This is a genomic window from Methylobacterium tarhaniae, assembly GCF_001043955.1.
GTDB classification, from domain to species: domain Bacteria; phylum Pseudomonadota; class Alphaproteobacteria; order Rhizobiales; family Beijerinckiaceae; genus Methylobacterium; species Methylobacterium tarhaniae.
In genome coordinates this window covers 21981-36760 of sequence record NZ_LABZ01000022.1, presented here as the reverse complement: position 1 = coordinate 36760, position 14780 = coordinate 21981, and the positions used below count along the sequence as shown (strand labels likewise).

At 66.7% G+C, this 14780-nt stretch carries 4 protein-coding genes and 1 pseudogene; 2 read left to right on the top strand and 3 right to left on the bottom strand.

Annotation, left to right across the window (positions count from 1 at the left end; translation table 11 throughout):
• Nucleotides 1-401: 401 nt before the first annotated feature.
• A complete protein-coding gene (locus tag VQ03_RS31535; RefSeq protein ID WP_083467755.1) occupies nucleotides 402-1082 on the bottom strand; it encodes a ribonuclease H family protein in 681 nt (226 codons plus the stop codon).
• A gap of 225 nt (nucleotides 1083-1307) precedes the next feature.
• On the opposite strand from VQ03_RS31535, the gene VQ03_RS03905 reads away from it, so the two are divergent.
• Nucleotides 1308-2207, top strand: a complete 900-nt coding sequence (locus VQ03_RS03905; RefSeq protein ID WP_245291952.1) for a GIY-YIG nuclease family protein — start codon at nucleotides 1308-1310, stop codon at nucleotides 2205-2207.
• Between the two features lie 19 nt (nucleotides 2208-2226).
• Here VQ03_RS03905 and VQ03_RS32670 read toward each other — a convergent pair whose 3' ends face one another.
• Nucleotides 2227-2952, bottom strand: a complete 726-nt coding sequence (locus VQ03_RS32670; protein ID WP_157063942.1) for a hypothetical protein — start codon at nucleotides 2950-2952, stop codon at nucleotides 2227-2229.
• A 1078-nt stretch (nucleotides 2953-4030) separates the two neighbouring features.
• Between VQ03_RS32670 and VQ03_RS31530 the strand changes: the two are divergent.
• Nucleotides 4031-4294 (top strand): annotated as a pseudogene (locus VQ03_RS31530) (IS701 family transposase); the annotation flags it as partial.
• 198 nt (nucleotides 4295-4492) lie between these two features.
• Here VQ03_RS31530 and VQ03_RS32660 read toward each other — a convergent pair.
• Nucleotides 4493-14218, bottom strand: coding sequence for an FG-GAP-like repeat-containing protein (locus VQ03_RS32660; RefSeq protein WP_048449548.1), 9726 nt, complete (start codon nucleotides 14216-14218; stop codon nucleotides 4493-4495).
• Between the last annotated feature and the right edge of the window lie 562 nt (nucleotides 14219-14780).

Genomic DNA, 14780 nt, shown 5'->3' with positions numbered 1-14780 from the left:
GTTGATTGACCACGACGTATCGAGCCCTCCAGGGATGCCTGGGGGCTGCACCATCGTGCCTTTCTTGAGGGTTGGTTGAGGTGCCCTCTAGAGATCCTCAAGGGATACTCTGAGAGGAATGGATCTTAGAGGTAGAAAGATAGAGAGGGAGCTTAATGGGATCCCTTGGAGGTACCCATAAGGATAACTCTTAAAGACGCGGGCGCGTGCATCAGAGCGGTCTGATTGTCAATAGGTGGTCTTAGATTTTTTATCGACCTACGAAAATCAGATGCATGGGTGAGCACTGAGAGTCGTTGACGTAGTTGGTCGATCAGCTCAGGGTCGGACCCAGCCCATCCAATGCGTGCTGTAGCTGGTAGGGGACCGCCCAAGGAGGGCGTTCCGGCCGCTCCAAGCAGTCAGGCACCAGCCCTCTTCAAACGGGCGCTATCAGCCTCGGAAGCCACCCGTCGGGTCGCGCTGCCGCCGGCTGTGCCGATCCCGGAGCGAATGAGCCCGTGGGTAGCTTCTTGAGGCCCTACAGGGGGCGGCCCAGCACGGACCTTCTCGGCTTCAGCCCTGGCGAGGGTATCAACCAGCGTATTCCCTTCCTCGCCCGCATGGCCTCGGACCCACTCGAAGCGGATCCCAGGGTGCTGATCGGAGAGCTGGAACACGGTTCGCCAGTAGTCCGCGTTGGCGACTGGCTGACCCTTCGCGTTCCTCCAGCCCTTGGCTTCCCACCCCTTCCGCCAGGAAGTAACGCCCTTCACGACGTACTCGCTGTCGGACAGGAGCACTCCTGTGGCGTTGCTGGGCATGGCCTTCAGCGCCTCAATGGCTGCCCGGAGTTCCATGGCGTTATTCGTGGCCAGAGCGGCAGAGCCGACCAACATCTCTCGGGTGCCATCGGGCTTGATGATGAGAACGGCCCACCCTGCGGGGCCTGGATTGTAGAGCGATGAGCCGTCTGCGTACGCCCGGTAGGCATCAGACTGCGACTTCCCCCGATTTTTATTAGCTGCCACACAGTTCGCGGCGCTCGTGGCTCGCGATGTCGGTTTGGTTTTTTGTCGATTCATGATCTTGATTCTCTGCAAGAGTGTTCTCAGTGAGTGCAACCTTTTGGCTCAAGCTCGACTGAGTTCTCCTTGAGTGCACCGAAATGCCGCCTCTTGCCCGCAAGCCATTGATGCGATGGCATAAATTAGGACGAGAGCAATTCACGGCCGGAAGCGACGATAGCTCTTGCCGCCAAGCTCCGTGTCGCGCCATTCTCAAGGATAGGAACTTGGGTGGGGGCAGTAGTGGTTCAGGGTCGAAGCGTGCGCCTCTACCTAGCGGATGGCTCCCCTACGGGGATCCTCACCGCCGAGATCATGAACTGGACGGGTCACGCATTGGTCGCCCCGAGGTCCCGCCTGGGCGAAGCCTTAAGCCGCGATGAGGCAACCCGCACGGGGGTCTACTTTCTCGTCGGGGATGACCCTGAGCAGCCAACCAAGTCTCGGGTCTACGTTGGTGAAGGCGATAGCGTCATCGACCGCATTAAGTCGCACGCCAAGGACTCATCAAAGGACTTCTGGAGCCGAGTCTGCATCGTCACGTCCAAAGACGCGAACCTCACAAAGTCCCATGTCCGCTACCTTGAGCACCGCTTCGTGGAGCTGACGAAGAGTGCCGACCGAGCAAACCTCGCTAACGGCAACGAGCCCGGCCGCAAGGCTCTGCCCGAAAGCGACATCGCGGACATGGAGTTTTTCATTTCTCAGGTAGAGGTCATTCTCCCTGTGGTCGGCTTCGATTTTCTAAGACCTAAAGGCAAGATCCATGCGCCAGAAATCTCAAACGATAAGTCAAAGGCGCAGCTGGGCCCCCAGATCGATCTGATACTCACCAGCGGGAAGCACGGTTATGAAGCCCGAGCAGTGGAGGTCGACGGGGAGCTTACTGTCCTCGCAGGCTCAAAGGCCACAACCAAGAGCGGATATGCCGCTAATAGCTACGCCCCTCTGCGTGATCAACTAATTAAAGATGGAAGGCTGGTGCCGTCCGCTGATCCACAATTCCTAGAGTTCGCTGCAGATGTTGCGTTCATGAGTGCCTCGGCTGCTGCGGCAGTGATCAAGAACAGCAACTCGAACGGACGTACGGCGTGGCGCCTCGTCGGCACCGGTCAGACCTTAAAGGAGTGGCAGGACGCTCAGCTGGGCGCTCAAGGCTGAGGACCGCCCATCCTCTAGCCTATTTTGTCATGCCAAAATCCCGGAGCCAGCGGCGGAAGCGGTAGAGGTACTTCGAGTAGGTGTGCTCGAGCCGGTTCTTGAACTTCCCAAATTGATCTCCCCAGCTCGTCTCCGAGTATACTCGCTTCCGCAACTTAGCCAATTCGGCACCTAGCCGCTTCTCGCTAGCAGGCCAAGCGCTTTTACCAAGATATGTGACGGTCATATCCCGACGGAGCTGGTGCAGAGCGAGGATCAAATCTACGAAATTTCGATCAAGATGATCCTTCGCTGCAACAGCCAAGTCTTCTGGAAAGGCATAATCGTAATTGAGACTGGATTGTTTTTCGTCAAGTTCGCTAGCCAAGCTCAGCATTCGAGCTTTATGGCCCGCTAGCTCCACCAAAAATCGGTTTTCCAAGAGATGCAAGGCAGCACTGTCGATGATAGCTGCCAGATCCGCGTCGGGCTTGCAGATAACTATAGTTGATATTTGTGAGTTGCGAATTTCATTATCGATATCGTGAAGGTAAATACTCTCATTTAAGAAGCGAGTATATTGCCGTTGAGCGATTTGTAGCGCCGGCAAAAGCCTAATGACGAGCTTGCGTGCTTCTTCCGATTCCTGTCGTTTTCGTTCTTTCTTCGTGAAGTGCTGATTCACCAGGAAAGTGCTCAAGCCGCCCCCGGTGAGAAGGGCAAACGTATGAGTGACGAGGGTTGAGATCAAATCGCCTTCGGCCATTCGGCGGTCATACACCGAAGATTGTGATCGGTGAAGTTTGATCACGCAGCCGTCGCAAGGCCGCCTGTGACAGCACCAACCCGCACAGATCCCAGCCTCGTTACGAGAGGTAGAAGCAGAGGCAGACAGCGAGTCACTATCTACGGGGCTCGTGGTGCCATCTGAGGGCGCTCCCTCAGCCTCATCCCATGGCTTCACCGAAGGCAGCGTTCTGAAGGCAGGGAAGGGGGCCTGAACAGCCTCCCGGTTCGATTTCCTCTCTCTCCGTCGAACTCGCTATCAACGGATTTCCGTGCTACAGTTCTGCGCTACAGGTGGCGCATCACACAGAGCCTAAGCCGTTGATTTAATTGGATTATGGATGTTGGCTCGGAATGTCCCACCCCTTCCGCCAAGTCGTTTTTCTATTTTAGCAGCAAAATTAAATGCTTAGCGCCATTGCTTGACGGGCGCCCTTACGGCAGGGCACGATTTCGTCCAACGCAACGTCCAACATCGCTGCCCGCCGATGCCCGAGTTTCTGACGCGACGCCAGGGCTTCTGGCACTTCGTCCGGCGCGTCCCGGAGACGTTCGCCGCCCTCGACAAGCGCGGCATTGTCAAGCGCTCGACCCACATCCGGACCGCGGACGACCCGCGGGGCCTGCGTGCCGCGCGTGCGGCGGCGCAGATGAACGGCGAGCTGGAGGCCTACTGGCAGGGCCTCGCCGGCGGCCAGAGTGTGGAGGCAAAGGCGCGCTACGAGGCCGCGCGTAAGCGCGCCCGGCAGCTCGGCTTCAGTTACATGCCGGCCGCGGAGGTGGCGGCGCAGCCTCTCGCCGAGATCCTGGCGCGGATCGACGCCCTGGCCGCGCGCAACGCGGCGGACGATCCGGCGACCCGTGCGGCGGTGCTCGGCAAGGAGCCGGTACCGGCCGTGATGCTGTCGCAGCTCTTCGAGCAGTATCAGCAACCCGATCCTAACCCGTCACCGCCGATGGCCACCCCCGTGGGAGATCCCGCCTGCTACAGCGCTGTGGAAGGCGCGCAGGTGGGCTCTCCCGCTCTCGGTCAGCGACACCACTCCAAGGGACACGACCTCGAGGGACGGCGCTGGGCGATCGAAGAGGCGTTTGAAACCAGCAAGACCGAACTGGGTCTGGACCACAACGAGACCCGCTCCTGGCATGGCTGGCACCGGCACGTCAGCTTGGTGATGCTGGCGTTCGCAGTGCTGGCGCGGGTGCGCCAGCGGGCCAACGGCCCGCCCCCAAAAACCGAGCGAAGGGCCAAGCTCGCCCGTGCCCTGGTCACTCCAGGAGATCCGGCGAGTCGCGATGCGACTCGCGCAACGGCGCATTGAACCGGCTCTCGTCATCGCTTGGTCAGCCTGGCGGCGTGCTCACCAAGCCGCTGCCCGCCAAGCTCACATCAAGAGGTCCATACAATTGTAATGCTAGCCGCCGCGATCTGATTACCGTTGCCGGGAAACCCGGAGCGATTCGTGAGCAAAGGCGCCCGGGCCGCCGCACAATCGCGGAACGGCCCGGGAGCTTTGGTCTCAGGCGAAGGTGAAGTTCGCCGCGCTCAGGCTCAAGGCCTGCACGTTCTGCAGCGTGAGCACGTCGCCCGCCCCGTACCGGATCACCGTGTCGGCGCCTTCCTGCGTCAACGCCCCCTGCAGCGCCTCGAACGACGCCACCACGCCGCCGTTGAATGCGATCACGTCCGCCTCGGGCCCCGCAACCACGAAGTCCCGGATCACGTCCGACCCGTCCCAGCGACCAAACCCGAACACGTCCGAGCCGAGCCCGCCCTCCAGGATGTCGTTGCCGGCATTGCCGAACAGAAGGTCGGCCCCTTGGCCCCCGAACAGCAGGTCGTCGCCCTCGCCGCCGCTCAGGTCGTCGCCTCCCTCGCCGCCCAGCAGCGTGTCGGCGCCCTGCTCGCCCAAGACCCGGTCGTTGCCGGTCCCGCCGAGCACCGCGTCGTCGCCCTCACCCCCGAGCACCACGTCGTCGTCGTCGTCGCCGTAGACCAGATCGTTGCCCGACCCGCCCTCGACCAGGTCCCGACCGTAGCCGCCCGACACGAAGTCGTCGCCCGCATCGCCCCGCACCACGTCGTCGCCGGCCTTGCCATAGACGCCGTCGCGGCCCTCGTCGCCGAACAGCACGTCGTTGCCGTCCTCGCCGTGCACCTCGTCGTTGCCATAGCCGCCCGACGCGAAGTCGCTGCCCGCGCCGGCCCCGATGAAGTCGTCGTCGTCCTCGCCGAACACCGTGTCGCGGCCGGTCCCGCCCTGCATGAAGTCGTCGCCGGTGCCGCCATGGGCCCGGTCGTCGCCGGCCTCGCCATAGATCCCGTCGCGGCCCTCGTCGCCGAACAGCACGTCGTTGCCGTCCTCGCCGTGCACCTCGTCGTTGCCATAGCCGCCCGACGCGAAGTCGCTGCCGGAGCCGGCCCCGATGAAGTCGTCGTCGTCCTCGCCGAACACCACGTCGTCGCCGGTCTCGCCGAACACCGTGTCGCGGCCGGTCCCGCCGCGCAGCCAGTCGTCGCCCTCGCCGCCGGCAACGAGATCCTCGCCCGCGTCGCCGTAGAGCGTGTCGTTGCCCCCGGCGCTGGCCACGGTGTCGTTGCCGCCGCCGCCATGCAGGATGTCGTCGTCGGCGCCGAGATACAGGTATTGCTGGCTGGTGTCGCCGTAGACGATCTGTCGGCCGTCGCCGCCCACCAGCGTGGCGTTGCCGACCACCGCGGCGAACTCGACGTTGTCGAGCCGGACGGTGACCGGGCCGGTCACCGCCGTGGTGTCGAAGACCAGCGCGGTCGGGGTGGTGGTGGCGCCCAGGGTGTTGCCGCTGACCCGCATCTGCACCGGCTGGCCGGGGGTGACGCCCGGGGCGCGCACGTCGATGGTGCGCACGAGGAGCTGGGCCTCGCTGGACAGCCCGCCGAGGAAGCCGGAGGCGCCGTCGGTCAGGTCGGCCTGTGAGGCCGTGCCCGGGTCGGTGCGGGCCTTGATGGCGGCGATCAGGCCGGTCAGCGCCTGGTCGGGGGTCTGTCGCGCGGCGTTGCCGGTGGCCACGACGCCGACGCCGGTGGGGACGCTGACCGTGAGGGTGGCGAGGCTGGTGGCTTGTCCGGTCTGCGGGTCGATGAGGGTCTCGCGCACCACCGGCACGTCGGCGAGGTCGGCATTGGCAGTGGTGCGGTCCTCGACGCGACTGTCGTCGGGCGCCGCGATGGTCACGGTGTCGAGGCTGCTGCCGTCTGGGGCGGTGGTGACGCCGGTCTCGACGGTGGCGCCGTCGATGGTCTGCCTGCCCGGCGGGGTGACCGGATCCGGGTCGGTCCCGGTCGCCTTCCGGGCCGCCGCGGTGATCGGCGTGGCGGCGTTGCCGGCCGGGTCCGTGAGGCCGAGGGTGAGGGTGAGGGCACCGTCGGCGAGTCCGGACAGGTCGAGGCCGCCGACGCGGGTGGTGCCGGCGCTGGTGGTGCCACTGCCGGAGATCTGGCCGCCGCCGGCGGAGGTGATGGTCCAGGTGAAGCTGTCGCCGGCATCAAGGCTGGTGACGAGGAAGGCGGCGTCGGCCTGCTCGCTGGCGCTGATGTCGGCATCCTCGAACCGGACGGCGGCGGAGGGTGCGGTCGTGTCGATGACGAGGGTCTGCGTCCCGATCGTGGAGGTGTTGCCCGCGAGATCCTCGGCGGTCGCCGAGACGAGGTTGCCGCCGTTGAGGTCGAGGCCGAGCGCGCCGGTGACCGGTGTGGCGGTGGCGAGGTCGAGCGACCAGACTCCGCCCGTGGCGGTCGTGGCGTAGGTCGCCCCAGCCCCCGTGACGGTCACCGCCGATCCGGCCTCCGCTGTGCCGGTGAGCATCGGGGCGGCGCTCTTGGTGAGCGCTGCCGAGGTGATGGCGGGCGCACCTGGAGCGGTGGTGTCGATGACCAGGGACCGCATCCCGGCGGGCGAGACGTTGCCGGCGGCGTCCTCGGCGGTCACCGAGATCGCGTTGCTGCCGTTCGTGTCGAGGTTGAGCGTGCCGGTGACCGGCGCGGCGGTGGCGAGGTCGAGCGACCAGGTCCCGCCCGTCGCGGTCGTGGTGTAGGTCGCCCCGCCCACGGCGACCGCGACGGTGCTGCCGATCTCCGCCGTGCCGGTCAGGATCGGGGCCGCCCTGTTGCTGAGCAGGGGCGAGGTGACGGCAGGCGCGGTCGGCGCGGTGGTGTCGATGACGAGCGTCTGCGTCCCGGCTGTCGAGACGTTGCCGGCCGCGTCCTCGGCGGTCACCGAGATCGCGTTGCTGCCGTTCGTGTCGAGGCTGAGCGTGCCGGTGACCGGCGTGGCGGTGGCGAGGTCGAGCGACCAGGCCCCGCCCGTGGCGGTCGTGGTGTAGCTCGCCCCGCCCACGGCGACCGCGACGGTGCTGCCGGTCTCCGCCGTGCCGGTCAGGATGGGAGCGCCGTTCCGGGTGAGGGCCGCCGAGGTGACGACGGGCGCGGCCGGCGCCTGGTTGTCGACCATGGCGTTGGTGGTGTCGGCGGTGGTGCGGCTGCCGCTGCTGTCGGTGGCGCTCACCGAGACGTTACGGTTCGCCGCCGAGAGCGTGCCGGCGGCGATCGTGTAGGTCGCCGTCCAGAGGCCGCCGCTATTCGTGGCGGTGACGGGCGAGGCCGCGCCGAACTGGCTGAAATCCATCGTCACGCCGGTGACGCCGGAATTGTTGTCGCCAGTGGCGGTGTTGTTCCAGGTGGCGGTGATCGTGTCGCCGATCCGGTAGGCGCCGTTCGGGCCCGAGCCGGCGCCGATCGTGATGGCGGCATCGGTGATCGTCGGGCCGGGGAGCGGGGTGGTGTTGGTGACGCTGGTCGCCGACAAGGTCTCGGCGTCGTTGCCGGCGCCGTCCTGGATGGCGGAGACGTCGTTGCCGCGGGTCGGATCGGCATAGGCGATCGTGACGGCCTGGCCGTGGGCGACCGCCGAGACCAGGGTCAGGGTGACGGTCTTGGCCGCGCCATCCACCGCGACGCCGGACACGCTCACCACGGAGCCGCCCGCCCTCACCGTGAAGGCGCCGGCAGCCGGGCCGTTGGTGGCGTCCAGCGCCTTGCCGTAAGTCAGAACCAGCGCGGTGCCGTTCACCGTCGCCGAGACCAGCGTCGGGCGCGTCGCGTCGATCGGGTCGCCGCCCTGGCTGATGGCGGTGGTGTAGGCGGTGCTGGCGTTGCCCGCGCTGTCCTCGAGCACCAGGCTCACCGGGAGGTCGGTGCTCGCCGCCACGTCGGTGCCGGCGGCGACCGTGAAGGTGGCTTTGTAGGTGGTGTCGTCGACCTTGGTCAGGTCGCCGAGGCTGTAGCCGGCGATGGTGCCGGACCGGAGCGTGTAAGTGTCGGTATCGGAGGCCACCGTGATGGTGGCGGTGACCACGTCGCCGATCTTCATCGTGGTGTCGGGGATCGACACGGCGGTGATCACGGGCGGCGTGGTGTCGGGAACGGGGGTATTGTTGGTGACGCCGGTCGCCGACAGGCTCGCGGCGTCGTTGCCGGCGCTGTCCTGGATGGCGGAGGCGTCGTCGCCGCTGGTCGGGTCGGCATAGGCGACGGTGACGGTCTGGCCCGGGGTCACCGGCGAGGCCAGGGTCAGGGTGACGGTCTTGGCCGCCCCATCCACCGCGACGCCGGATACGCCCAAAGCCGAGCCGCCCGCCATCACCGTGAAGGCACCGGCAGCCGGGCCCTGGATAGCGTCCAGCGCCTCGCTGTAGGTCAGGACCAGCGCGGTGCCGTCCACCGTCGCCGAGACCAGCGTCGGGCGCGTCGCGTCGATTCCGTCGCTGCCCTGCCTGATCGCCGTGGTGTAGGCGGTGCTGGCGTTGCCCGCGCCGTCCTCGAGCACCAGGCTCACCGGGAGGTCGGCGCTCGCCGCCACGTCGGTGCCGGCGGTGACCGTGAAGGTGGCTTTGTAGGTGGTGTCGTCGACCTTGGTCAGGTCGCCGAGAGTGTAGCCGGCGATGGTGCCGGATTGCAGCGTGTCGATGTCGGCGTCGGAGGCAACCGTGATCGTGGCGGTGACCACGTCTCCGATCTTCATCGCGGCGTTCGGGATCGACACCGCGGTGATCGCGGGCGGCGTCGCGTCGACGGTGAGGCCGGTGGCCGCCCCCGTCGCGCCGGCGAGGCTGGTGGCGGACAGGCCGACGATCGGCGCGGTGGCGTTCAGCAGCACCGACGCGCTGCCGCCGATCTGAGCGGTGACGATGTCGGGCTTGGTGTCGCCGTCGAGGTCGCCGAGCGCGACCGCTAAGGGGGTGCGGCCCGTGCCGAAGTCGACCTTGTCCTTGAAGGTGCCGTCGCCGTTGCCGAGCAGCACCGAGGTGCTGGCGCCGCCGGAGTTGGCGGTGACGATGTCGAGTCGGCCGTCGCCGTCGATATCCGCCACCGCCACCGCGTAGGGGCTTCTGCCGCTGCTGAACTCGGTCTTGGCCCTGAAGGTGCCGTCGCCGTTGCCGAGCAGCACCGAGACGGTGCCGCTGTCGTTGTTGGCGGTGACGATGTCGAGTCGGCCGTCGCCGTCGAGGTCCGCGAGCTTGACCGAGAGGGAGCCGCGACCCGTCACGATGTCGGTTCTGGGCTTGAAGGTACCGTCGCCGTTGCCCAGCAGCACCGAGGCGGTGCCGGCGAACTGGTTGGCGGTGACGATGTCGAGCTTGCCGTCGCCGTCGAGGTCGGCCAGCGCCGCCGAGCGGGAGCCGCTGCCGGTGGTGACATCGGCCTTGGGCTTGAAGGTGCCGTCGCCGTTGCCGAGCAGCACCGAGACGCTGTTGCCATAATTGGCGGTGACGATGTCGCGCTTGCCGTCGCCGTCGACATCCGCCAGCGTCACCGCGATGGGACTGCCCCCCGTACCGATGTCGGCCTTGGCCTGGAAGGTGCCGTCACCGTTGCCGAGCAGCACCGAGGCGCTGCCGCTGTCGTTATTGGTGGTGACGAGGTCGAGCTTGCCGTCGCCGTTGAGGTCGGCCAGCGCCACCGAATAGGGGCTGCTGCCGGTGCCGAAGTCGGTCTTGGCCTTGAAGGTGCCGTCGCCGTTGCCGAGCAGCACCGAGGCAGTGCTGGGGTCGCTATTGGCGGTGACGAGGTCGAGCTTGCCGTCGCCGTTGACGTCCGCAAGACTGACCGACTGGGAGCCGGAACTCGTGCCCAAGGTCGTCCCGGACGCGAAGCTCAGCCCGCCGCCGGTGATGGTGCCGCCATTGAGGGCAAGACCGGTCACCGTGAGATCGCTCGTGGCGGTGTCGCCCGCCGCCACCATGTAGGTGAATTGCGGCTTGCCGCCAGCGTCCACGCCCGTATAGGCGGCCGTCGCGCCGTTGCCGAGCGTCAGCGACGGCGTGCCGCCGGTCGCATCCACCGTGACCGGCAGGTCCGTGCTCAGCGTCAGCACGATCTGCGCGCCGATGCCGGCCGTGCCCGAGGCCGGGCTGGCCGCGATGCCGGTGACGCGAATCGGGGTCTGGTTGGTGACGCCGGTCGCCGACAGGCTCACGGCGTCGTTGCCGGAACTGTCCTGGATGGCGGAGAGGTCGTCGCCGTTTGTCGGATCGGCATAGGCGACGGTGGCACTCTGGCCAGCGGTCACCGGCGAGGCCAGGGTCAGGGTGACGGTCTTGGCCGCGCCATCCACCGCGACGCCGGACACGCTCACCACGGAGCCGCCCACCCTCACCGTGAAGGCGCTCGGACCTGGGCCGTGGGCGGCGTCCAGCGCCTCGCTGTAGGTCAGCACCAGCGAGGCACCGTCCACCGTCGCCGAGACCAGCGTCGGGCGCGTCGTGTCGATCGCATCGCCGCCCTGGCTGATGGCGGTGGTGTAGGCGGTGCTGAGATTGCCCGCGCCGTCCTCGAGCACCAGGCTCACCGGCAGGTCGGCGCTCGCCGCCACATCAAGGCCGGCGGTGACCGTGAAGGTGGCGGTATAGGTGGTGTCGTTGATCTTGGTCAGGCCGCCGAGGGTGTAGCCGGCGATGGTGCCGGACTGGAGCGTGTCGGTGTCGGTATCGGAGGCGACCGTGATCGTGGCGGTGACCACGTCTCCGATCTTCATCGCGGCGTTCGGGATCGACACCGTGACGATCGCGGGCGGCGTCGCGTCGATGGCGAGGCCGGTCGCGTGCCCCGTCGCGCCGGCGACGCTGGCGGCAGACAGGCCGACGATCGGTGAGGTGGCGTTCAGCAGCACCGAGGCGGTGGTGCCGCTGCTGTCGCCGTAGTTGGCGGTAACGATGTCGAGCTTGTGGTCGCCGTCCACGTCCCCCAGCGTGATCGAGGCGGGGAAGGAGCCTGTGGTGAAGTCGGTCCTGGCCTTGAAGGTGCCGTCGCCGTTGCCCAGCAGCACCGAGGCGCTGCTGGCGCCGCTGCCGTAGTTGGCGGTGACGAGGTCGAGCTTGCCGTCGCCATCCGCGTCCGCCAGCGCGACCGAGGTGGGAAGAGAGCCTGTGGTGAAGTCGGTCCTGGCCTTGAAGGTGCCGTCGCCGTTGCCCAGCAGCACCGAGGCATTGTTGCTGCCGTAGTTGGCAGTGACGAGGTCGAGCCTGCCGTCGCCGTTCACGTCTCCCTGCGTGACCGAATTGGGTTGGTTGCCTGTGGCGAAATCGGTCCTGGGCTTGAAGGTGCCGTCGCCGTTGCCCAGCAGCACCGAGGCGCTGCTGGCGCCGCTGCCGTAGTTGGCGGTGACGATGTCGAGCTTGTGGTCACCGTCCACGTCCGCCAACGTGATCGACGCGGGGGAGGGGCCTGTGGCGAGGTCGGTCCTGGGCTTGAAGGTGCCGTTGCCGTTGCCCAGCAGCACCGAGGCGCTGTTGGCGCCGCTGCCGAAGTTGGCGGTGACGAGATCGAGCTTGCCGTCGCCGTTCACATCCCCCAGCGCAATCCCGAAGGGCTGGGCGCCTGTGGTGAAATTGGTCTTGGCCTTGAAGGTGCCGTCGCCGTTGCCCCGCAACACCGAAGCGCTGTTGCCGTAGGAGTTGGCGGTGACGATGTCGAGCTTGCCGTCGCCGTCGAGGTCGGCCAGCGCCACCGAGCCGGGGTTGGAACCTGTGGAGAAGGTGGTCTTGGCCCTGAAGGTCCCGTCGCCGTTGCCCAGCAGCACCGAGGCATTGTTGCTGCCGTAGTTGGCGGTGACGATGTCGAGCTTGCCGTCGCCGTTCACGTCCGCCAGCGCCACCGAGTAGGGACCGTCGCCTGCGGTGACGTCGGTCTTGGTCGCGAAGTTCAAGCCCCCGCCAGTGATGCTGCCGCCGTTGAGGGCGAGGCCGGTGACGGTGAGGTCACTCGTGTCGGTGTCGCCCGCCGCGACGATGTAGGTGAATTGCGGCTTGCCGCTGCCGTCGACGCCCGTATAGGCGGCCGCCGCGCCGTTGCCGAGGCTCAGCGACGGCGTGCCGCCCGTCGTGTCCACCGTGACCGGAATGTCGGTGGTCAGCGTCAGCACCACCGTCGCGCCGATGCCGCGCGAGCCGGAGGATGGGGTCGCCGTGATGGCGGTGACGCGGGCCTCGGTGCGGTTGACGGTGGGCGTCGCCGCGAGCGAGGCGGCGTCGTTACCGGCGGCGTCCTGGATGGCGTTGGCGTCGTCGCCGTTTGTCGGGTCGGCATAGGCGACGGTGACACTCTGGCCGGCGGTCACCGGCGAGGCCAGGGTCAGGGTGACGGTCTTGGCCGCGCCATCCACCGCGACGCCGGACACGCTCACCACGGAGCCGCCCGCCCTCACCGTGAAGGCGCTCGGCCCAGGCCCATGGGCGGCGTCCAGCGCCTCGCCGTAGGTCAGCACCAGCGCGGTGCCGTTGACCGTCGCGGCGACCAGCGTCGGACGGGTCGCGTCGAGGGCGAGGCCGGTCGCCGCGCCCGTCGCGCTGGCGACGCTGGATGTGGACAGGCTGATGCCAGGCGCCGTGGTGTTCAGCAGCACCGAGGCGGTGCCAAAGTTGTTGTTGGCGGTGACGATGTCGAGCTTGCCGTCGCCGTTGAGGTCGGCCGGCGCGACCGAGTAGGGGATGCTGTCTGTGGTGAAGTCGGTCTTGGCCTTGAAGGTGCCGTCGCCGTTGCCCAACAGCACAGAGGCGGTGTTGTCGTCGGCGTTGGCGGTGACGACGTCGAGCTTGCCGTCGCCGTCCACGTCCGCCAGCGCCACCGAGCGGGGGCGACCGCCTGTGCCAAAGTCGGTCTTGGCCTTGAAGGTGCCGTTGCCGTTGCCCAGCAGCACCGAGACGGTGCCGTCGTCGGTGTTGGCGGTGACGACGTCGAGCCTGCCGTCGCCGTTCACGTCCGCCAGCGCCACCGAGCGGGGGGCGCCGCCTGTGGCGAGATCGGTCCTGATCTTGAAGGTGCCGTTGCCGTTGCCCAGCAGCACCGAGGCGGTGTTGTCATCGCCATTGGCGGTGACGATGTCGAGCCTGCCGTCGCCGTTCACGTCCGCCAGCGCCACCGAGCGGGGGGCGCTGCCTGTGCCGAAAAGGACCTCGGCCTTGAAGGTGCCGTTGCCGTTGCCCAGCAGCACCGAGGCGGTGTTGTCGCCGTAATTGGCGGTGACGATGTCGAGCTTGCCGTCGCTGTCCACGTCGGCCAGCGCCACCGAGTAGGGGCTGCTGCCTGTGGAGATGTCGGCCCTGGTCTCGAAGGTTCCGTTGCCGTTGCCCAGCAGCACCGAGGCGGTGGCGCTGCTGTAGTTGGCGGTGACGATATCGAGCCTGCCGTCGCCGTTCACGTCCGCCAGCGCCACCGCGTAGGGGCCGCTGCCTGTGGCGAGGCCGGTCTTGCTCTTGAAGGTGCCGTTGCCGTTGCCCAGCAGCACCGAGACGGTGTCGACGTCAGAGTTGGTGACGACGATATCGAGCTTGCCGTCGCCGTCCACGTCCGCCGTCGCGACCGAGGCGGAGCCGCCGCCGGTGGGAAGGTCGGTCGAGGCTCCGAAGCTCAAGCTCCCACCACCGCCGGTGATGCTGCCACCGTTGAGGGAAAGGCCGGTCACCGTGAGGTTGCTCGCCCCGGTGTCGCCCGCCGCCACCGTGTAGGTGAAGCGCGGCCTGCCGCTGCCGTCGACGCCCGTATAGGCCGCCGTCGCGCCGTTGCTGAGCGTCAGCGACGGCGTGCCGCCCGCCGTGCTCACGGTGACCGGCTGGTCCGTGCTCAGCGTCAGCACGATCTGTGCGCCGATGCCGACCGTGCCCGAGACCGGAGTGATCGTGATGGCGGTGACGTTGGGCATCGGGAGCGTCATCGGAAAAGTCTTTCGTGATAAAATCGTGAAGCGACGCCGGTCGCGGCGGCAAGGTCTCGTGATCGGCTCTTACGAGCCGGGAATTTCATCGGCTGAACCGGCGCTCAAGCGAGATCGGTCCTACGGTTGTGATTGGTCGCCACGTCGGCCGTTCCGATGAGCCATCCACATGGCTGACGACATGCGGAGGAATGAACGCCATGGTCATCCGGATCGTCTCGTCTTTTCTCACGCGTGACGCAATTGCCGCCACTTGCGCCGACCAGCACCGCCCGCTCAGCTCTCGTGGCCATGACGCAGCCCAGCCGGCAGCGAGTTACGCCAGCCCGTTGACTCGGTTCACGTGGTCCAGATTGCTTTCATGCTTTTCATATCTCATAGTGTCGCCAGTTGTAATGACAGATCTACATGCGCGAGCGCCTAGGAATTCTCGCCTCCGACAATAATTTCTCCAATTTACCCTAGGAAATCCCAGGACGATGATCAGATGCAGGGTTAAAAGATATCTTAACTTTTCATTAACCTAAACAATAACGTCAGTTTCGAAAATTTGACGATCAAT

Excerpts from the sequence above, each read along its gene's own strand:
- VQ03_RS32670 (WP_157063942.1), bottom strand. The coding sequence starts at position 2,952 with ATGGCCGAAGGCGATTTGATCTCAACCCTCGTCACTCATACGTTTGCC.
- VQ03_RS32660 (WP_048449548.1), bottom strand. The coding sequence starts at position 14,218 with ATGACGCTCCCGATGCCCAACGTCACCGCCATCACGATCACTCCGGTC.